Consider the following 18,888-nt stretch of genomic DNA (forward strand, 5'->3'; position numbering starts at 1 on the left):
TCGGGGGCGGGCGCGGGTCGGGGGCGGGCTGGGGATCGCGGGGGCTGCGCGCGCACGTCAGTGCGCGGTTGGTGGGGTCGCCGGACACCTTCACGCATCGGTGGATGCAGTTTTTCACAGAGGACTTCCCGGCCTAGCTACCGTTCAGTAACGTCCGGCCCCACAGGAGCGCGACCGGTGCCGGATGTGTCGAATGCCGACATGGCGGTCGTGCCCACCGGCGCCGACGATGGCAGCACCCGGGCCCGTGCGGGTGCGGACGAACCGGAGGTCACCGTGCAGGACATCCTCGAAGCGATCATGGCGGCGGAGGAATCGAACGATCCGGACCGCGAACTCGCCGGCGTCGCCGGACTGCCCGTACCGGAGAGCTACCGGGGCGTGGTCGTCCGCGCCGAGGAAGCCCGGATGTTCGACGGCATGGCCACCCGGGACAAGGACCCGCGCAAGGCACTGCACGTGCAGGAGGTGCCGACACCGCAGCTGGCGCCGGGTGAGGCGCTGATCGCGGTGATGGCCAGCGCGATCAACTACAACACGGTGTGGACAAGCATCTTCGAGCCGGTGTCCACCTTCAGGTTCCTGGAGCGCTACGGCCGGGTCTCCGAGCTGACCCGCCGGCACGACCTGCCGTACCACGTGGTCGGCTCGGACGCGGCCGGCGTGGTGCTGCGCACCGGCCCCGGGGTGACCCGCTGGGCGCCCGGCGACGAGGTGGTCGCGCACTGTCTCTCCGTCGAGCTGGAGGACGCGGCCGGCCACGACGACACCATGCTCGACCCGCAGCAGCGGATCTGGGGCTTCGAGACCAACTTCGGCGGGCTCGCCGAGCTGGCCATCGTCAAGGCCAACCAGCTGATGCCCAAGCCACGGCACCTGAGCTGGGAGGAGGCGGCCAGCCCCGGGCTGGTCAACTCCACCGCGTACCGGCAGCTCGTCTCGCACCACGGCGCCAACATGAAACAGGGCGACGTGGTGCTGATCTGGGGCGCCTCCGGCGGCCTCGGCGGGTACGCCACGCAGATGGCGCTCAACGGCGGCGCGATCCCGGTCTGCGTGGTGTCCTCACCGGAGAAGGCCGAGCTGTGCCGCCGGATGGGCGCGGATCTCGTCATCGACCGGGCCGCTGAGGGCTTCCGCTTCTGGAAGGACGAGGAGACCCAGGACCCGGACGAGTGGCGGCGCTTCGGCGAGCGGATCCGCGAGCTGACCGGCGGCGAGGACCCGGACATCGTGTTCGAGCACCCGGGACGGGAGACGTTCGGCGCCAGCGTCTACGTGGCCCGACGCGGCGGGACCATCGTCACCTGCGCCTCCACGAGCGGCTTCCAGCACCAGTACGACAACCGCTACCTGTGGATGCACCTCAAGCGGATCGTCGGCAGCCACTTCGCCAACTACCACGAGGCGTGGCAGGCCAACCGCCTGGTGGCGCTCGGCAAGGTGCACCCGACGGTGTCCCGCACCTACCCGTTGGAGCAGACCGGCCAGGCCGCGTACGAGGTGCACCGCAACGCCCACCAGGGCAAGGTCGGCGTGCGCTGCCTCGCGCCCGCCGACGGGCTGGGCGTACGCGACGGGGAGCTGCGGGCCCGGCACGAGGACGCGATCAACCGGTTCCGCGGTCACTGACCGGCCGGACGGGGGAACGCGGGATGGCCATTGCGATGATCGCTCATTGTTCTTCCGCCCTCATTAGCGGATAACCCGCCCGGATCGAACAAAGGGCCTCGGGGTAACCCCGGGGCCCTTTTCCGCGTCACGCTGCGTGGCGTCCGACAGGCCGGGACCTGCCAAGATCGCCGATTGGTCCGACCTCGTCGACACCAGGAGTTGACCATGTAAAGAGGGCACGAAAGCTTCCCACCGCTCTTGCGAAGCACCCTGGGGCGTCTGCCAGTATGTCCCAATGCCCCAGCAGCAGTCCTCCCCTCTCGCGTTCTTCGATAACGCGAACTCGCAGCCAGATTTCACCGTTGGCCTGCGCGGATACAACACTCATCAGGTCGACGACTTCCTCGGCCGGATGACCGCCGCGCTGACCCAGTCCGAGCAGGCCCGTGCCGAGGCCGAGCAGCGGATGAACGACGCCCAGCGTCGGCTCCGCCAGGCCGAGCAGCGCATGAGTGCGCTGGAGCAGAAGCTCACCGACACGAACAAGCAGCTCGAAGAGAACAGCCGGCCCACCCTCTCCGGGCTCGGCACCCGCGTCGAGCAGATCCTGCGGCTCGCCGAGGAGCAGGCCAACGACCACCGCAACGAGGCCAAGCGCGAGTCGGAGGGCATCCTCTCCGCCGCCCGCCTCGAGGCCCGCGAGATCACCGACAAGGCCCGCGCCGAGGCCGCTGCCATGAAGGCGAGCGCCGAGCGCGAGGCGGGCAACCTGCGCACGGCCGCCGAGCGTGAGGCCGCCGAGGTCCGGGTGCAGGCCCGCCGGGAGGCTGACACGCTGCGCGCCGACGCCGACCGTGAGACCAAGCAGCTGCGTACCGTCACCGCGCACGAGGTGGCCGAGCTGAAGTCGACTGTCGAGCGGGAGGTCGCGACCCTGCGGGCCACCGCCGAGCGGGAGATCACCCAGCAGCGGGCGAAGGCCGCCCGCGAAGCTGAGGAGAAGCGCGCCGAGGCGACCAAGCTGCTCACCGACGCGCGGGACAAGCGCGACAAGGACCTGCAGGCCCTGGAGCTTCAGCTGGCCGAGCGGCGGGAGAAGGCCGAGCGCGAGGAGTCCGAGCGCCACGCCGCCCAGGTCGCGCAGACCCAGAAGTTGGTCAGCGAGGCCGAGCAGCGGGCCCGGGCCGCGCAGGAGCGGGCCAAGGAGATCGAGCAGCGCGCCGAGGCGCGGCGGATCGAGTCGGAGCGCAACGCCGCCGAGACGATCGACAAGGCCAAGGCCCACTCGGAGAAGACCCTCAACGAGGCGAAGGCCGAGTCGCAGCGCCTGCTCACCGAGGCTCGCACCGAGGCGGAGCTCACCACGCAGGCCGCCCGCCGCGAGGTCGAGGACCTCACCCGCCAGAAGGACGCTGTCACCTCTCAGCTGGGTCAGATGCTCTCCGGGCTCGCCGGCATCGTTCCGGGAATGCCGGCGCAGGCCGCTCCGGCTGCCAAGCCGGACGCCAAGAAGAACGACGGCGGTCAGGAGCGGGTGCCCGCGGAGACCGCCGGCTGACGCGAGGCGTCAGGTCGGGGCATCGACGGCGCGAGGTGACACCGGGTGACCGGTGCCACCTCGCGCCGTATGCGTTTCCCTACCCGTGGTATCCGTCGGCCGCGACGGAGTGAAGTAGCTCCCACAAGGCCCGTCCGTATCGCCCCAGCAGGGCCCGTTGCGTGTGAGGATGGGGGCATGTCGCACGGCGAGGAACTGTTCGCCCTTGGCGGGGACGTGACGACGGAGCCCAGCTTCGAGTCCGCTCTGCGGGGGTACGAGAAGAAACAGGTCGACCGTTATGTCGCGCGTGCTGAGCACGAGATAGCGACCCTCGCCTCCGAACGGGAACAGGCGTACACACAGATCCACAAGCTCGCCGGCCAGGTCGAGGTTCTGCAGCGTGACCTGACCCAGGTGCGCAAGCAGATGAACGTGGTCGACCGGGCGTCGTTCCGCCATCTCGGCCCGCGGGTCGAGTCGATCCTCACTCTCGCCGAGGAGCAGGCCGAGCAGATCCTCGCCGACGCCAACGGGGAGCTCGATGCCCGCCGCGCCGCCGCCGAGCACATCATCGAGGAGGCCCGCGAGCAGGCCGCGCGGGCGCTGAAGGACTTCGAGATCGCTCTCGCCGCCCGGCGCGCGGAGGAGGAGCGGCACAGCGCCGCCCGGCGGGCCGAGGCGGAGGAAACCCTGCGGTCGGCCAAGGACGAGTCGGCGCAGTTGCGCAAGGCGGCGCAGGACGCGCTGGCGAAGGCCCAGCAGGAGGCCACCCAGCTGCGGGATTCCGCCAAGGAGATCCACACCCGGGCCCAGCAGGAAGCCACCAAGCTGCGCGAGACGGCCCGCGAGACGCTGGCCAACGCCCGGCAGGAGGCCAGCGATCTGCGCGATGCGGCCAAGGAGGTGCATGCCAAGGCCCTCCAGGAGGCCAAACGGCTCACCGACACCGCGACCGAGGCCGGGCGGGCCACCCACGCCAAGGCGCAGCAGGAGGCCAAGCAGATCATCGACGACGCGTCGATGGCCGGGCGGGCCACCCGCGCCAAGGCGCAGCAGGAGGCCGAGCGGCTGACGACGCAGGCCACCGAGTCGGCGAAGCGCAGCCGCGCCGAGACCGAGGCGTACGTGCAGCGGATGCGCACCGAGACCGAGGCGTACGTGCAGCAGACCCGGGCGCAGACCCAGCAGGAACTGGGCGCGTGGCGGGCCGGGGTGGAACAGGAGGTCAACTCCCGTCGGGAGGCGGCCGACCGGGAGCTGGCGCAGCGACGGTCCGCGGCCGAGCAGGAGTTCGCCAAGCGCCGCGACGAGTTGGACAAGCAGCACGCGGCACGCCAGCAGGAGCTGGAAGCCGCGTTCACCAGCCGTCAGCAGGAGCTGGAGAGCGGCCTCACCACCCGCCGCGACGAGTTGGAGACGGAGTACTCCACCCGCAAGAACGAGCTGGAGACCGCGTACACCGCCCGCAAGAACGAGATCGAACAGGGTGCGGCCGGCATCCGTCAGGCGGCCGAGCAGGACGCGGCGGCGCTGCGCCAGCGGTCCGAGGCGGAGGCCACCGAGCTGCTGAGCCGGGCCGAGACCGAGGCCGGCGACAAGCGCCGCAAGGCCGACGAGCATGTCGCGGCGTCCCGGCGGCAGTTCGAGGAGTACGCGGCCACCACGCAGCAGCACCTGGCCACCACCCAGCAGCACCTGGCGGCGACGCAGCAGGAGGCGGCGGCGGGCCGGCAGCAGTTGGCCCAGGTGATGCTGGAGATCGCCCAGGCCCAGCAGCAGCTCGCGGATCTGCGGCAGGAGACCTGGAAGGCCCGGCAGGAGTCCGACGAGCTCCAGCGTCAGATGTCCGAGCTGCGGTTGCAGAGTGTCGCCGGCCCGATCGACGGCCCGACCGCACCGGACGCGGCGTCCGACGCGAGCGCGGACCTGTCCGGTGGTGGGGACGACGGCGTGAGCGTTTCCGCCGGCACCGGCGCCCGGTCGGGTCCGGGCGAGTCGGGTACGGGCACCGGGCTGAAGGCGGAGCCCGCCGACACCCGGCAGCCGGTGAACGCGAGTGCGGACGAGTCGGGGCAGCCCACGACGCGGCCGGTGGCCGAGCCGGTGACCACCGTGGACGGTGGGACGGCGAGCGCCGGGGTGGACGGGGAGCCGACAGTGGCCGCCGTTCCGGGCGAGGGTGGCCGGGGCGCCAAGCCCACCAAGATCACTAGCACCGGCGAGAACGGCAAGCGACCCAGTAAGCCGACCACCGACGAGCGCAGCGCCAAGCCCAGCAAGGTCACCCTCGACAAGGACTGACCGCCCCATCCAGGCTTCGAGATCTTGGACACTTTCCGTCAGGTGTTGGACGGAAAGTGTCCAAGATTCACTTTGCCGTTGGGTGGCGCAGCGGTGGGGTGGTGGTCCAGCCGGCCGCTACGAGAGCGCGGCGGACGGTGTCGGCGACCTCGTCCGGGCGGGCACGGACCAGCCAGGCCGGGAAGCGCAGGATCCGGTCGCCGCTGGTCCAGACGTCGTTCTGCCGACGCATGTCCGCCGCCCACTGCCTGGCGTCCATGTGGTGCGCCCCGTCGACCTCCACCTGCACCCGCCACTTCCGCCAGTACGCGTCCAGCCAGCGGTTGCGGCCGGCCGCGTCAACCCGGTGTTCCTGGAGATCGGGTGCGGGCAGCCGGTGCCGGCGGCACAGCCGCAGAAAATCGATCTCGGAGAGCGCCTGTGCGCCGCCCGCGATGTCGCCGACCGTCTGCCCGATCAGGTGCCGGCGCGGCGCCCGGGGCAGCACGTCGAGCACCGCCCGCAACTCCTCGGGCATCACCCGGCGTTGCTGGCAACCGGCGGCCAGCACCGCCTGCGCCTCGTCCACGCCGGCCGCCCAGCCTGCCGCGTCCACCAGGGCCCGCGCCGTCGTGGTACGCGGCGGGCGGGCGAGTTGACGGTGTGATTCGGGCAGCACCGTCGTGCGATGCACCAGCACCGCTGGCATGTCGATCGGCAGGCGACGCAGTGTGGTCCGCGCCGCACGGCGAGCGGCCGGCACCAGCACGTGCAGTGGTTCGCGGCGCAGCCCCCGTACCCCGGCCTCGGCGGCTGCGGTCACCCCGGCCAGCATCGCGCCCGGTCCGGCGGCCAGCACCGCAACCCACAGTTGCTGGTCGCGGGTCAGGCGGCCGTTGCCGGTCAGCAGGATCCCCCGGCAGATCGACCGCCACCGGCCGGTGCGGATCCGGCCCCGCACCGCCCCTCGCTGAGCAGCCCGGCGACCTGCGCGGTGGTCAGCACGCCCGCCTGCTCGAAGGCGAGCCAGTCGAGGGCGTCGGCGTCGTCGGCGGGCAGCATCTGAACAGCCTTCACCGCCGGGACGCCGCCTCACCACCAGATCTTGGACAGTTTCCGTCAGGACGTGACGGAAACTGTCCAAGATCTACGAGCCTGGTCGACGTCCGGGGTGTCGTCGGCCTTTCCGGACCGTTCAATCCGGCCGGGGGCGCTGACGGTGGTTGGGTGGGGCACATGGGGCACACCGGATTGACGGTCGCGTGGTCGATGGCGACCATGAGGTGGCTACGCTGCTGGCGCGTGGCGAGATGATCAGAAACGGTGCGTTGTCCCGCCGCCAGTCGATCGAACTGATGAAGGAAGTCGTGACCTCATGGACCTGACCGGCCCGGTGCTGGTGTTCGCGCCTGCCGCGTGGCGGGCGTTCGTGGTCGTCGCCCGTCGTCCGACGGCCTGAGCCGGGAGGTCCCTGGTGCCACAGCACGACCCGGCTGGCGACGACCCGGACGTGACCGCCGGTCCCCCGCCAGCGCAAACACCGCAGCCGGCGCAAACACCCGAGCCGGCGGAAACACCGCACCCAGCGGAAACTCCGCAGGCAGCGCAAGCACAGCGGACAGCAGGTCCCCAGCCGGTGCAGACGCCACCGCCGGTGCCGGTTCCCGCCCCGGGGATCGACCCGGACGAGCCGCCCGCGGTCCCGTCCGGAAAGTTCGGCACGCCGGGGCGGCCACTGCGCCGCAGCAGTTTCCTGATCGGTTTCACCGGCGCGCTGGGCGTGCTGCTGGCGTACACCCTCTATCTGGGGATTCGCAATGCCGGCGGCATCCTGGTGCTGGTGGTGATCGCGCTCTTCCTCGCTGTCGGTCTCAACCCGGCGGTGGTCCGGCTGGGCCGCTGGGGTGTGCCGCACGGCCTGGCGGTGGCCGCGGTGGCGTTGACAGTGGTGTTGCTGCTCTGCGGCGGCGTGGTGGCGCTGGTCCCGCCGATCGTCACCCAGTCGGGGCAGTTCATCGATCAGATCCCGAGCCTGCTCGACGAGCTGCGCCGCAACCCGACGGTCAATGACCTGGTGGAGCGGTACGACGTGGTGGAGCGGGTGCAGAACGCCGCCAACGCCCAGACGGTCGGGCGGGCGCTCGGCGGGGTGCTGGGCGGCGCGCAACTGATCTTCGGCACGGTGTTCCGGACGCTGACCGTGCTGGTGCTGACGATCTACTTCCTGGCCTATTTCGACCGGCTGCGCTCGCTGGGCTACTCGTTGGTGCCCCGGTCGCGCCGGGAACGGGTGCAGCTGATCGGTGACGAAATTTTGGCAAAGGTCGGCTCCTACATGGTCGGCGCGCTGAGCATCGCGGTGCTGGCCGGCGCGACCACCTTCGTCTTCGCGCTGATCGTCGACCTGCCGTACCCGTTCGCGCTGGCCGTGGTCGTCGCGGTGACCGACCTGATCCCGCAGATCGGCGCCACCCTCGGCGCGGTGATCGTGAGCCTGGTCGGCTTCGCCGCCGACCTGCCCACCGGCATCGCCTGCGCGGTCTTCTTCCTCATCTACCAGCAGGTGGAGAACTACCTCATCTACCCGAAGGTGATGCGGCGCTCGGTGGAGGTCAACGAGGTGGCCGCCCTGCTGGCCGCGCTGCTCGGGGTGTCACTGCTGGGCGTGGTGGGCGCGCTGATCGCCATCCCCACGGTGGCCGCCCTGCAACTGATCCTGCGCGAGGTGGTGCTGCCCCGCCAGCAACGCCGCTGAGGTCGCACCCCGCGCCAGCCCGCCGCGCCCCGCGCTGCCCGCACCGCCCCGTCCCGCGCCGCACAGGTCCCACGCCGCCAGGTCCCGCGCCGGCCCGCGCCGCCCCGCCAAGATCGTGCTCGATCCCGGAAGTAGTGGCCTCGCCATCTTCTGATGCCACTACTTCCGGGATCGAGCACGATCTTGGTGCGGGCACGCGAGGATGCGCGGGACCGGGACCGGGACCGGGGCTGAGACCGGGACCGGGACCGGGAGCGGGAGCGGGAGACGTCCGGGTCAGTCGGCCTGACCGGCGGCCGGGCCGGGGACGGGCGTGTCGGCGAAGGCAGCCACCGTACGGTCGGCGTACGCGCTGACGTCGCCGGCCTCCATCGGGCCGTCCCAGGTGGTCGGCAGCGGCACCTCGACGGCCGGGTTGACCCGCCGGACGATCTCATCGAGGACCGTCTCCGCGTCGCCCACCCAGAGGTGCTTGGCACCCGGCACCCCGACCACCTCGGCCTGCGGCACGGCGGCGAACCGCTCCCCCGCCTCGGTGGGGCGCAGGTAGTCGTCGAACTCCGGCACCAACGCCACCAGCGGCCGACCCGAACTGGCCCAGGTGGCCAGGTCCTCCGGGGCGGAGAAGCGCAGCGGCGGGGAGAGCAGGATCGCCCCGGCGATCGCCGGGTCGCAGCCGTACTTCAGCGCCAGGTCGGTGCCGAACGACCAGCCGACGAGCCAGATGTTTGGCAGTTCGGCGAACTCCGCGTACTCGATGGCGGCGGCCACGTCGTACCGCTCGCCCACCGCGCCGTCGAAGGCTCCCTCGCTGGTGCCGCGCACGCTGCTGGTGCCCCGGGTGTTGAACCGCAGCACCGCCAGGTCGGCCAGCGCGGGCAGCCGCCAGGCCGCCTTGCGGAACACATGGCTGTCCATCATTCCGCCGTGGGTGGGCAGCGGGTGCAGGCAGACCAGGGTGGCCACCGGCGGCCGGTCGGCCGGCAGGGCCAGCTCACCGACCAGCCGCAGACCGTCGGCGGTGTGCAGCTCGATGTCCTCCCGGCGGCCGGGCAGGATCGACGACGCGCGGATCGCTGTGCTCACCGCCCAAGTCTGTCGCGAAGTCGCCGCCGCCGCCCGCCCAGGCGGGAAGAGGGTGACCCAGGTCGCTCGGGCCGCACGCGCGAGGCGTCCCGGTGGGCCAGCTCAGTAGCGCGGGGTGCCCCGGCCGCGCTGCACCGCCGGGCCGCGCCGGTCCCGGGCCCGCCAGCAGCCGCTGTGCCAGTGCCGCCGGTCGGTCAGGTCACCCAGGCCGTCCGCCGGCCAGGCCACCAGGTGCGCCACCCCGGGTCGGATCTCCTGGTCACAACCGGGGCAACGGTACGTCTTGACCGACGCGCCGGCGCCGATGCCGCGTACCTGCCAGGCGCCGTCGGTCCATTGCTGCACCGAGGCGACGCCCTGCCGGACCCGGTCGGCGTCCAGGTTGGCGTTCTCGTCCCGGCGAGGGCGATTGCGACGGGGGCTCACAGTCACCAAGCGTACGTCCGGCGGGTGCGGCCGCCCGGGGCGGTCACCAGGTCGTGGGTCGGTCCAGGTGCTCGGCGACCTGCACCCCGCCCAGCACCGTCGCCGCGTCCTCCTCGGTGAAACCCTCGTTCGGCCGGCCCCAACCGGCGGTGACTTGGGCCTTCGGGATGTCGAGCAACTCCATCGTCTCGCCCTGCGGGTCGACGTAGACCGGCCGCCCGGCCGCCGTCGCGTTGGGTTCCGGGCGGTCACCGACGATGCTGTGCGGGGATCGGAGCCGCACCTCCATCGAGCGGAACCCGCTCCCGTTGACGACCAGCGAGACGTCCAGCGCGGCCGGGAGGTTGGCCACGGTGACCTCGCATCCGGCACTCCACGCCCCGGCCGGCATCGCGGCGAGCCGCATCGGGGCGCTGCACCGGTGCGCCACATCCAGCCGCAGCGCGCTCCTGGCCGCCTGCAGCGCCGCGTCGGTGGGCGCCACCGTGCGCAGGCGGGCGAAGAGGCCGGGCACCGGCTGCCACCGCAGCACCCAGATCGGGTCACTGTCGGCCACGTCCAGGGAGAACCGATTCAACTGACCGTCGTAGGGCGGGTCCGCCGGTTGCGGGACGTACCTGTCGCCCTCCAGGTGGACCTCCTCGGCGACGGCGGCGCTGCGGGCGAGGGAGAAACTGACCGGCGCCGCACCGCCGAGATCCAGTTGGGCGCTCTCCAGGCCGGCCGCCGACCGCCAGCTCAGGTAGCGGGCGTGAGCCGGGTCGACGCCGAAGTGCAGCAGACCGGGGTCCTTTCCGACCAGATCAGGCCGGGTGAGTGCCCCCGGCACCCCGGGGGCCGCCGCCGGCGTGGCCGCCTGGTCTGCCGGTTTCGCCCCCGTCCACGGCACCCGCACGGGCAGCCCACCGCCGCCCGCCACGCCGAGGCCGAGCACGGTCACCACGCCGAGCGCCGTCCCGCCCACCGCGGCCCGTCGCCGCATCCGCCGGGCCCGGCCCCGGGCAACCGCCCCGCTGGTCAACCGGCTGATGTCCACCTGACCCTCGGCGTGCTTCCGCAGGGTGGAGATGATCCGCTCGTCGAGGTCTGTCACGGTCGGCTCCCGTTGCTGGCCGGGGCACCGCAGCGCTCCCGGAGGTTGGCGAGCGCCCGCATCGCGTGGGTACGGACGGTGACCGGCGAGCAGTTCAGGATCTGCGCGATCGTCGCGTCGTCGAGGTCCTCGTAGTAGCGCAGCACCAGGACCGCCCGCTGACGGTCGGGCAGGCCCAGGATCAGCCGCCACATCTCGTCCCGGTCGGCCGCTTCGCCGCCCAGGTCGCCCCGGTGCGCCCGCTCGGCGAAGGTGTCGACGACCAGTTCCCGGCTGGACCGTCGCCTCCACCAGGAGATGTTGGCGTTGACCAGCATCCGGCGCACGTACACGTCCGGACGGTCGGCACGGGCGATCCGGCGCCACTGCACGTACGCCTGGGACAGCACGTCCTGGGCAAGGTCCTCGGCCCGGTGCTCGTCACCGGTCAGCAGCCGGGCGAGCCGGACCAGCGCCGGACCCCGGCTGCTGACGTACTCCTCGAAGGTCACACCCTGCAGACGCGCCCAGCGCCCACGGGCGTTGACCCGGTCAGCGGTGTGAGTGGTCGCGGAAGCCGCGGCGGGTCTTGCGGCCCAGATAGCCGGCGGTGACCAGGTGCTCCAGCAGCGGCGCGGGCGCGAAGCCCGGCTCGCGCAGCTCCAGGTACAGCTCGCGTTGGATGGCCAGGGAGACGTCCAGCCCCACCACGTCCAGCAGCTCGAACGGGCCCATCGGGTAGCCGCAGCCCAGCTTCATGGCGTGGTCGATGTCGTCGGCCGTGGAGTAGCTGGCCTCCAGCATCTTCACCGCGTCGTTCAGGTACGGGAAGAGCAGCGCGTTGACGATGAACCCGGACCGGTCGCCGCAGACCACGCCGGTCTTGCCGAGGGCGGCGCAGACGGCGCGGGCGGTGGCGGTGGCCTCCGGGGAGGTGCGGATGGTGCGGACGACCTCGACCAGCGGCATGACCGGCGCCGGGTTGAAGAAGTGCAGCCCCACCACGTCGGCCGGCCGCTGGGTGGCCATCGCCACGTCGATCACCGGCAGCGACGAGGTGGTGGTGGCCAGCACGACGCCCGGCTTGCAGATCTCGTCGAGGCTGGCGAAGAGGGCCTTCTTGACGCTCAACTCCTCGACGACCGCCTCGACCACCAGGTCGACGTCGGCGAGGTGGTCGAGCGTGGCGGACCAGCTGATCCGGCCCAGCGCGGCGTCCCGGTCGGCCTCGGCGAGCTTGCCGCGCACCACGCCCTTGTTCAGCGAGGTCTTCACCGCCTCGCAGACCTTCGCGGACTTCTCCGCGCCGCGGGTGACCGAGACGACCTCGTAGCCGGCCTTCGCGAACACCTCGATGATCCCGGTGGCCATCGTCCCGGAACCCACCACGCCCACCTTCGCGATGGCGCGAGCCCCGTCGGCGAGCGCCGACTCCGTGGCCAGCGGCGTCGCCTCATCCGGTACGACCACCGGGGAGCCGGGCCGCTCGTAGGTGTAGAAGCCCCGGCCGGACTTCCGGCCGAGCAGTCCCGCCGTCACCATCTGCTTGAGCAGCGGCACCGGGGCGTGCCGGCGGTCCCGCCCGCCGCGCCGGTACATGGTGTCGAGGATCTCGTACGCGGTGTCCAGACCGATGAGGTCCATCAGCGCCAGCGGGCCCATCGGCAGGCCGCAGCCGAGCTTCATCGCGGCGTCGATGTCCTCCCGGGTCGCGTAGTGCGACTCGAACATGCCGACGGCGTGGTTGAGGTAGCCGAAGAGCAGCGCGTTGGCGATGAAGCCGGCCCGGTCGTTGATGGTGACGTCGACCTTGCCGAGCCGGGCGCAGAGCGCCTCCACGTCGGCGACCACCTCGGGCGCGGTGACGACGGTGCGGACCACCTCGACCAGCTTCATCACCGGGGCCGGGTTGAAGAAGTGGATGCCGATGACCTGGTTGGGTCGGCTGGTGGCCACCGAGATCTCGGTGACGCTCAGCGACGAGGTGTTGGTGGCGAGGATCGTGTCGGGGCGGCAGACCCGGTCCAGCTCCGCGAAGATCCGCTGCTTGAGGTCCAGGTGCTCGGGCACCGCCTCGATGACCAGGTCGACGGAGTGCAGCGCGTCCAGCCCGACCGCGAAGTGCACCCGCTCGTGCAGGGCGTCGCGGTCCGCCTCGGCGAGCTTGCCCTTGGCGACCGCCCGGTCGGTGGAGCCCTTCAGGGTGGCCCGGCCGCGTTCCAGGGCGGGTGCGGAGATCTCCACGGCCACCACGTCGATGCCGTTGCGGGCGAAGACCTCGACGATGCCGGCACCCATGGTGCCCAGCCCGACCACGCCTACGGTGCTGAACTCGCGCGCCACGACCGGCCTCCCCAGAGACTCCGCACGACCACTGAACGGCCGCTAAGGTTATGCGCGCGAGTCTGCCACGTGACGGTGAGTTGTCGAGACGCCGTGGCATATTTCACCCACGGCACGGCGCTGCTTTCCGGCCGACCGTCGGGCCGTCGGTCAGGCGGTCGACCCGCTGGTCAGGGCCAACAACTCGGCGACGAACTCCGCCGGGCGCTCCAGGTGCGGGCTGTGTCCGCAGGCGGGCAGCACCACCTCGTGGTACGCCCCGCCGGCCGCCGCGTACCGGTCGAGCACCGCCCGGGTCTGGCCGACCATCGGCTGCGGCGGGCAGGCGTCCGCGCCGGGCCAGCCGGGCACCAGGTCCAGCGACCCGAGGTACGCCAGGTCGAACAGCGAGGTGTCCGAGACGATGACGTCGGCGTCGCCGCGTACCCAGGTGACCGGCGGTTTCTCGGCGACGGCCACCAGGTCGTCGGCGAGCCGGAACCAGGTCGGCGCGAGCGCGTTGAGCACGCCGCGCTCCCCCGGCGCGGTGCCCGGCCAGTTCTCCGACGACACTGCCGTGCCCGGGTAGTTGTCGTCCCCGGTCGCTGTGGAGAGCACGGTGTCCAGCAGCAGTTCCTCGTCCGCGCCGAGCGAGGCGGGATCGGCCACATAGGTGCTTCGCAGGACGGCGCGCGGGCTGGCCGGCGCGTCGGCGCTCCGGTCACCGGCGGCGAGTCGGGCCACGAAGTCCCGGTTCGCGGTGCCCGCGCCGGTGCCGGCGAAGTCGGGGGTGGTCGGCGTGCCGGTCAGGTCGCGGGTGCCGCCGAAGCCGTACGGGGAGACCGGCGCGGCGAGCAGCAACGCCCCCACCCGGTGCGGGTGGTCGACCAGCAGGCTCATCGCCACCCCGCCGCCGAGGGAGTGCCCGACCACCACCGGGCGCGCGTCGGCGGCGAAGAGCGTGGGGTCGGCCAGCAGGGCGGCGACGTCGTCGGCGAAGTCCCGCAGGCCCCGGGTGGCGTCCACCGGAGCGGTCGCGGAGTCGCCGTACCCCCGCAGGTCGGGGGCGACCACCCGTAGCGTCGATGGCAGCCGGCGGACCAGCGGCTCCCAGAACAGCGCGGACGAGCAGTTGCCGTGGATCAGCAGCACCGGCGCGCCGTCCGGTGGACCGGCCACCTGTACCGCCTGGGTGATGCCGTTCGCCGTCACGATCCGCTGCTCGGTTTCCATCCGCGGCATGCTGCCACGGGTGTTCCCGCCGGTCCAGGTGTCGGACCGCCATCCAGCGCGGCAGCCCGGTGTGGCTGACCGCCAGGCGGTCAGCGGCGGGTGCCCGGCGGTGTGGCCAGGGGCAGCGGCACTGTCGGCCGGACGTCGCGCCGGGACGGGCCGAAGCTGAGCCCCACCGGGTCGGTGAGCGCCACCCCGGGGTCGAACAGGCGCAGTTCGGTACGGCCCAGCCGGATCACGTCACCGTCGGAGAGTCGTTCCACCTCGGTGATCCGCCGGTCGTTGAGCCAGGTGCCGTTTGTCGAGCCGAGGTCCCGCAGGGACGGCCCTTCCGGCGCCAGCCACACCTCGGCGTGGCGACGGCTCAGGTGCGGGTCGTTGATGACCACCTGGCCGGTCGGCGCTCGGCCGATCACCTGTATCTCGGCTCGCATACGAAAACTCGCGCCGCGCATCGGCCCACCCGCGACCGTCAACAGCGGCATCAGTTCCGGATGTTCCTCCATGGACAGTCAGCCCTCCACCCCACACCGTCACTCCGCGCGTCAGCTTGCCATCAGACGGTAGTCGTCAATACCGACCGGCCGGTCAGCCTCTCGTCACCTCCCGGCCACCTGCCGTTCGACGATTCGGGCGGGCCGCGTTCGCCACCACCACGCTGACCTGCACTGATCAACGATCGGCCGGGTTGGTGCGACGCCGGCCCCCCGGCCCCGAATCGGCGACCCTACCGGTGAGTAATCCTCGGGTCTAGACTTCCGCCATGACGGCAGTGCATATCCCGGGCGTTCCGGTCATCGAAGCGGGTCAGTTGGTCTCCACCAGCCCGGCGACCGGCGTCGAGGCCGGTCGCTTCCCGGTCGCCACCGACGCCGACGTACGGCAGGCCGTCGCCCGCACCCGCGCCGCCGGCGAGTGGTGGGCCAGCCTGGGTTTCACCGGCCGCCGTCAGCGGATGCTGCGCTGGCGCGCCCTGCTCGCCACGCGCATCGAGCAGTTGGCCGAGTTGGTGCACGTCGAGGGCGGAAAGCCGGTCGCCGACGCCATCGTCGAGATCGTCACCGCGATCGAGCACATCGACTGGGCCGCCCGTAACGCCGGGCGCGTGCTCGGCCCACGCCGGGTGCGGTCCCGGCTCATCCTCGCCGAGTTCTCCGGGCACCTCGAATACCAGCCGTACGGGGTGGTCGGCGTCATCGGGCCGTGGAACTATCCGGTCTTCACGCCCATCGGCTCCGCCGCGTACGCCCTCGCCGCCGGTAACGGCGTGGTGCTCAAGCCGAGCGAGTACACCCCGGCCGTCGGCCAGTGGCTGGTGGACAGCTTCGCCGAGGTGGTGCCCGAGCAGCCGGTGTTCACCGCCGTGCACGGGCAGGGCGACGTGGGCGCCGCGTTGTGCCGCTCCGGCGTCGACAAGCTGGCCTTCACCGGCTCCACCGCCACCGCCCGCAAGGTGATGGCCGCCTGCGCCGAGTCGCTGACCCCGGTGCTCATCGAGGGCGGCGGCAAGGACGCCATGATCGTCGACAGCGACGCCGACCTGGACGCCGCCGCCGAGGCGTGCGTCTGGGGCGGCATGACCAACGCGGGGCAGACCTGCATCGGCATCGAGCGGGTGTACGCGGTCGACGCCGTCTTCGACACCTTCGTCGACAAGGTGGTGGCCCGCGCCGGTCGGCTGACGGTCGGGCCGCAGGGCACCGACATCGGCCCGATCACCATGCCCCAGCAGATCGACGTGATCCGTCGGCACATCGACGCCGCGATCACGTCCGGTGGGCGCGCCGTGCTCGGCGGCCCGAGCGCCGTGCAGCCGCCGTACGTCCACCCCACAGTGCTGGTGGACGTCCCGGAGGACTCGGCCGCGGTCCGCGAGGAGACCTTCGGCCCCACGCTGACCATCAGCCGGGTCCGCGACGCCGACGAGGCCGTCACCCGCGCCAACGCCCTGTCGTACGGCCTCGGTGGTTCGGTCTTCGGCCGGCGGCGCGCGGTGTCCATCGCCCGGCGGCTGCGCTCCGGGATGGCGTCGATCAACTCCACGCTGACCTTCGCCGGCATGTCCACCCTGCCGTTCGGCGGTGTCGGTGACTCCGGTTTCGGCCGGATCCACGGGGAGGACGGCCTGCGTGAGTTCGGTCGGACCAAGGCGATCACCCGACGCCGCGCCCGGTCGCTGCTGCCGTCGATGACCTTCGACCGCACCCCCACCGACGTGGCCCGGCTCGTCAAGGCCATCAAGGTCATGTACGGGAGGTAAGTGTCGGATAACCGATCATCAAGAAGGATCGGCGTATCCACATGTTTATACGCCGTGGTCGCGGCGGTACATTGCGTTAAATGGGCCCCAATCGATTGCGCTACCGCCTTGTCGACAGTGACCAGTCGTGGAGCGCCCGACGGCGTCGGCACCGCTCGGACTGGCTGGCGCGCACCTTCCCGGACATCGGCGACATGCACGTCGTCGATCTCGGTGGCCGGCTCGGCACCTGGCACCGTGCCACCGTCCGGCCGGCCCGCGTGACAGTCGTCAACCTGGAGTCGCCGCCCACCGTCGTCCCGGACTGGGCCCACGTCGAGCAGGCCGACGCCTGCGACCTGCCCCCGCACCTCGTCAAGGGCAGCTACGACCTGGTCTTCTCGAACTCCGTGCTGGAGCACGTGGGCGGGCACGAACGCCGGATCCGCTTCGCCGCCGCCGCCCGCTCCCTTGCCGACCGGCACTGGGTGCAGACGCCCTACCGCTACTTCCCCATCGAGCCACACTGGATCGCGCCGGGCATGCAGTTCCTGCCGGTCCGGCTGCGCACCGCGTTCGCCCGCCGCTGGCCGTTGGGGCACAAGCCCACCCGCAGCCACGACGCCGCCATCCACCAGGTGCTCTGGACCGAGTTGTTGGACCGCTCGCAGATGCGGCACTACTTCCCCGACTCCACCATGCTGGTGGAGCGGGTGTTCGGCCTGCCAAAGTCGCTGATCGCGGTGCGCAACGGGTAGGGCCTGTTTCGTAGGGGCGGTCGAGCCGAGGCGGAGTCCGGGCGGCGATCCGGCAAGGCGGGGTTTCGTCCGGATACCGGTGTTGTACCCGGACGAAACCGCAACGCCGCCGGTCGTCGTCCGGGCCCGCCGCAGGCCGGCCAGTTCCTACGAAACAGGCCCTAAGGCGCCGAGGGTCAGAAGAGGGTCAGCTCGTCCTTCACGATGCCGCGCAGCTTGTCGTAGTCCACCACCACACAGCGGATGCCCCGGTCGGTGGCGAGCACCCGGGCCTGCGGCTTGATCTCCTGAGCGGCGAAGACCCCGACGACCGGGCTGAGCAGCGGGTCGCGGTTCATCAACTCCAGATAGCGGGTCAGCTGCTCCACCCCGTCGATGTCGCCACGCCGCTTGACCTCGACGGCCACCGAACCGGAGTTGGCGTCCCGGCAGAGCAGGTCCACCGGGCCGATCGCCGTCATGTACTCGCGGCGGACCAGGGTGAACCCCTCACCCAGGGCACTCGGGTTGGCGGCCAGCAACTCCTGCAGGTGCGCCTCCACCCCGTCCTTGCGCAGACCCGGATCCACCCCCAACTCGTACGAGGTGTCCTGGAAGATCTCCTCCAGGGTGATCCGCAGCTCCTCGCCGGCCTTGTTGACGACCCGCCACACCCCGGGGGCCTCCTCCAGCCGGCAGGGTGGGCTCATCCAGTTCAACGGCTTGTACGCCCGGTCGTCGGCGTGAATGGACACCGACCCGTCCGCCTTCACCATCAGCAACCGGGTGGCCAGCGGCAGGTGAGCCGAGAGCCGTCCGACGTAGTCCACCGAGCACTTCGCAATGACCAACCGCACCCGACGAGGGTAGCCGAGCACCCACCGGTCGCCAGCGAGCGGCACTGGCGCGTCGATGCGATGCTGAGATCGTGTTCGAAGTCCTCACCGGCACCGGTCTCGCCGCCTCGGCGGGGCTGAACGCCTACATACCCCTGCTCATCCTCGGTCTGCTCGGCCGCTACACCGACCTGATCGACCTGCCCAGCGGCTGGACCTGGCTCGGCAACGGCTGGGTCATCGTCATCATGGCCGTACTGCTCGCCGTGGAGGTGGTGGCGGACAAGGTGCCAGTGGTCGACCACATCAACGACGTGGTGCAGACAGTGGTCCGACCCACCGCCGGTGGCCTGGCCTTCGGTGCCGGCTCCTCGTCGGAGACGGTGACGGTCAGCGACCCGGGCAGCTTCTTCTCGTCCCACCAGTGGGTGCCGGTCGTCACGGGCGTACTGCTGGCGCTGGGCGTGCACCTGCTCAAGTCGGCGGCCCGGCCCGTCGTCAACGCGGCCACCGCCGGTTTCGGCGCCCCGGTGGCCAGCACCGCCGAGGACGCCACCAGCGTGGTGGTCTCCCTGGTGGCGATCATCCTGCCGGTGCTGGTGCTCGTCTTCCTGGTCGGCCTGGCCTTCTTCATCTTCTGGTTCATCCGCCGACGTGGCGAACGACGTCGTGAACGGGAGGCTGCCCGCGCCGCCGGCTTCCGCGTCTGACGGCGGGCGGGCTCGCCGTACCGGGGTTCGTCAGGCCG

General features: G+C 71.7%; 18 protein-coding genes. 8 read left to right on the forward strand and 10 right to left on the reverse strand.

Annotation, left to right across the window (positions count from 1 at the left end; translation table 11 throughout):
* The first annotated feature begins 276 nt into the window (after positions 1–276).
* From ccrA to KBX26_RS22815, 3 genes are all read left to right on the forward strand, one after another.
* Positions 277–1,632, forward strand: coding sequence for a crotonyl-CoA carboxylase/reductase (gene ccrA, locus KBX26_RS22805; RefSeq protein WP_030333233.1), 1,356 nt, complete (start codon positions 277–279; stop codon positions 1,630–1,632).
* 277 nt (positions 1,633–1,909) lie between these two features.
* On the forward strand, positions 1,910–3,172 hold the full coding sequence (locus tag KBX26_RS22810) for a DivIVA domain-containing protein (RefSeq protein ID WP_210866392.1): 1,263 nt from the start codon (positions 1,910–1,912) through the stop codon (positions 3,170–3,172).
* Positions 3,173–3,349: 177 nt separating this feature from the next.
* Entirely contained in the window at positions 3,350–5,455 is a 2,106-nt protein-coding gene (locus tag KBX26_RS22815; RefSeq protein ID WP_210866393.1) for a hypothetical protein, read from the forward strand.
* A 67-nt stretch (positions 5,456–5,522) separates the two neighbouring features.
* On the opposite strand, the gene KBX26_RS22820 is transcribed toward KBX26_RS22815, so the two are convergent.
* Positions 5,523–6,395, reverse strand: coding sequence for a DUF559 domain-containing protein (locus tag KBX26_RS22820; protein WP_307857885.1), 873 nt, complete (start codon positions 6,393–6,395; stop codon positions 5,523–5,525).
* Positions 6,338–6,511 (reverse strand): hypothetical protein, encoded by a 174-nt coding sequence (locus KBX26_RS32500; protein ID WP_247680971.1) that lies wholly within the window; start codon positions 6,509–6,511, stop codon positions 6,338–6,340. The genes KBX26_RS22820 and KBX26_RS32500 overlap by 58 nt, the downstream gene beginning before the upstream one ends.
* A 185-nt stretch (positions 6,512–6,696) precedes the next feature.
* Between KBX26_RS32500 and KBX26_RS32820 the strand changes: the two genes are divergently transcribed.
* Together KBX26_RS32820 and KBX26_RS22830 are read left to right on the forward strand one after the other, a co-directional pair.
* Positions 6,697–6,819, forward strand: coding sequence for a hypothetical protein (locus tag KBX26_RS32820; RefSeq protein WP_256443421.1), 123 nt, complete (start codon positions 6,697–6,699; stop codon positions 6,817–6,819).
* A 290-nt stretch (positions 6,820–7,109) separates the two neighbouring features.
* A complete protein-coding gene (locus KBX26_RS22830; RefSeq protein WP_030333225.1) occupies positions 7,110–8,189 on the forward strand; it encodes an AI-2E family transporter in 1,080 nt (359 codons plus the stop codon).
* A gap of 276 nt (positions 8,190–8,465) precedes the next feature.
* Here the strand turns inward: KBX26_RS22830 and KBX26_RS22835 are convergent, their stop codons facing one another.
* The 7 genes from KBX26_RS22835 to KBX26_RS22865 form a co-directional block, all read right to left on the reverse strand.
* Positions 8,466–9,275: an alpha/beta hydrolase gene (locus tag KBX26_RS22835; protein WP_030333223.1), complete on the reverse strand. Its 810-nt coding sequence runs from the start codon at positions 9,273–9,275 to the stop codon at positions 8,466–8,468.
* A 102-nt stretch (positions 9,276–9,377) separates the two neighbouring features.
* On the reverse strand, positions 9,378–9,701 hold the full coding sequence (locus KBX26_RS22840) for a hypothetical protein (RefSeq protein ID WP_244236068.1): 324 nt from the start codon (positions 9,699–9,701) through the stop codon (positions 9,378–9,380).
* A gap of 43 nt (positions 9,702–9,744) precedes the next feature.
* Positions 9,745–10,794 (reverse strand): hypothetical protein, encoded by a 1,050-nt coding sequence (locus tag KBX26_RS22845; protein WP_210866394.1) that lies wholly within the window; start codon positions 10,792–10,794, stop codon positions 9,745–9,747.
* On the reverse strand, positions 10,791–11,285 hold the full coding sequence (locus tag KBX26_RS22850; RefSeq protein ID WP_030333215.1) for a SigE family RNA polymerase sigma factor: 495 nt from the start codon (positions 11,283–11,285) through the stop codon (positions 10,791–10,793). The genes KBX26_RS22845 and KBX26_RS22850 overlap by 4 nt, the downstream gene beginning before the upstream one ends.
* 40 nt (positions 11,286–11,325) lie before the next feature.
* Positions 11,326–13,116 carry a 3-hydroxyacyl-CoA dehydrogenase family protein gene (locus tag KBX26_RS22855; protein ID WP_210866395.1) on the reverse strand — a complete coding sequence of 597 codons (1,791 nt, stop codon included), beginning with the start codon at positions 13,114–13,116 and terminating at the stop codon, positions 11,326–11,328.
* A 150-nt stretch (positions 13,117–13,266) separates the two neighbouring features.
* Positions 13,267–14,337 carry an alpha/beta hydrolase gene (locus tag KBX26_RS22860; protein WP_210866396.1) on the reverse strand — a complete coding sequence of 357 codons (1,071 nt, stop codon included), beginning with the start codon at positions 14,335–14,337 and terminating at the stop codon, positions 13,267–13,269.
* A gap of 80 nt (positions 14,338–14,417) precedes the next feature.
* Positions 14,418–14,834 (reverse strand): FHA domain-containing protein, encoded by a 417-nt coding sequence (locus tag KBX26_RS22865; protein ID WP_210861176.1) that lies wholly within the window; start codon positions 14,832–14,834, stop codon positions 14,418–14,420.
* A 257-nt stretch (positions 14,835–15,091) separates the two neighbouring features.
* Between KBX26_RS22865 and KBX26_RS22870 the strand changes: the two genes are divergently transcribed.
* Positions 15,092–16,588, forward strand: coding sequence for an aldehyde dehydrogenase family protein (locus KBX26_RS22870; protein WP_210861178.1), 1,497 nt, complete (start codon positions 15,092–15,094; stop codon positions 16,586–16,588).
* Between the two features lie 80 nt (positions 16,589–16,668).
* Positions 16,669–17,325: a class I SAM-dependent methyltransferase gene (locus tag KBX26_RS22875; RefSeq protein ID WP_030333206.1), complete on the forward strand. Its 657-nt coding sequence runs from the start codon at positions 16,669–16,671 to the stop codon at positions 17,323–17,325.
* A gap of 176 nt (positions 17,326–17,501) precedes the next feature.
* Here KBX26_RS22875 and nucS read toward each other — a convergent pair whose 3' ends face one another.
* Positions 17,502–18,161 (reverse strand): endonuclease NucS, encoded by a 660-nt coding sequence (gene nucS / locus KBX26_RS22880; protein WP_030333204.1) that lies wholly within the window; start codon positions 18,159–18,161, stop codon positions 17,502–17,504.
* A 71-nt stretch (positions 18,162–18,232) separates the two neighbouring features.
* On the opposite strand from nucS, the gene KBX26_RS22885 reads away from it, so the two are divergent.
* Positions 18,233–18,850 carry a DUF4126 domain-containing protein gene (locus KBX26_RS22885; RefSeq protein WP_030333202.1) on the forward strand — a complete coding sequence of 206 codons (618 nt, stop codon included), beginning with the start codon at positions 18,233–18,235 and terminating at the stop codon, positions 18,848–18,850.
* Positions 18,851–18,888 lie beyond the last annotated feature (38 nt).

Origin of the sequence: Micromonospora sp. C97 (assembly GCF_018070385.1) — a bacterium.
Lineage (GTDB): Bacteria > Actinomycetota > Actinomycetes > Mycobacteriales > Micromonosporaceae > Micromonospora > Micromonospora parva.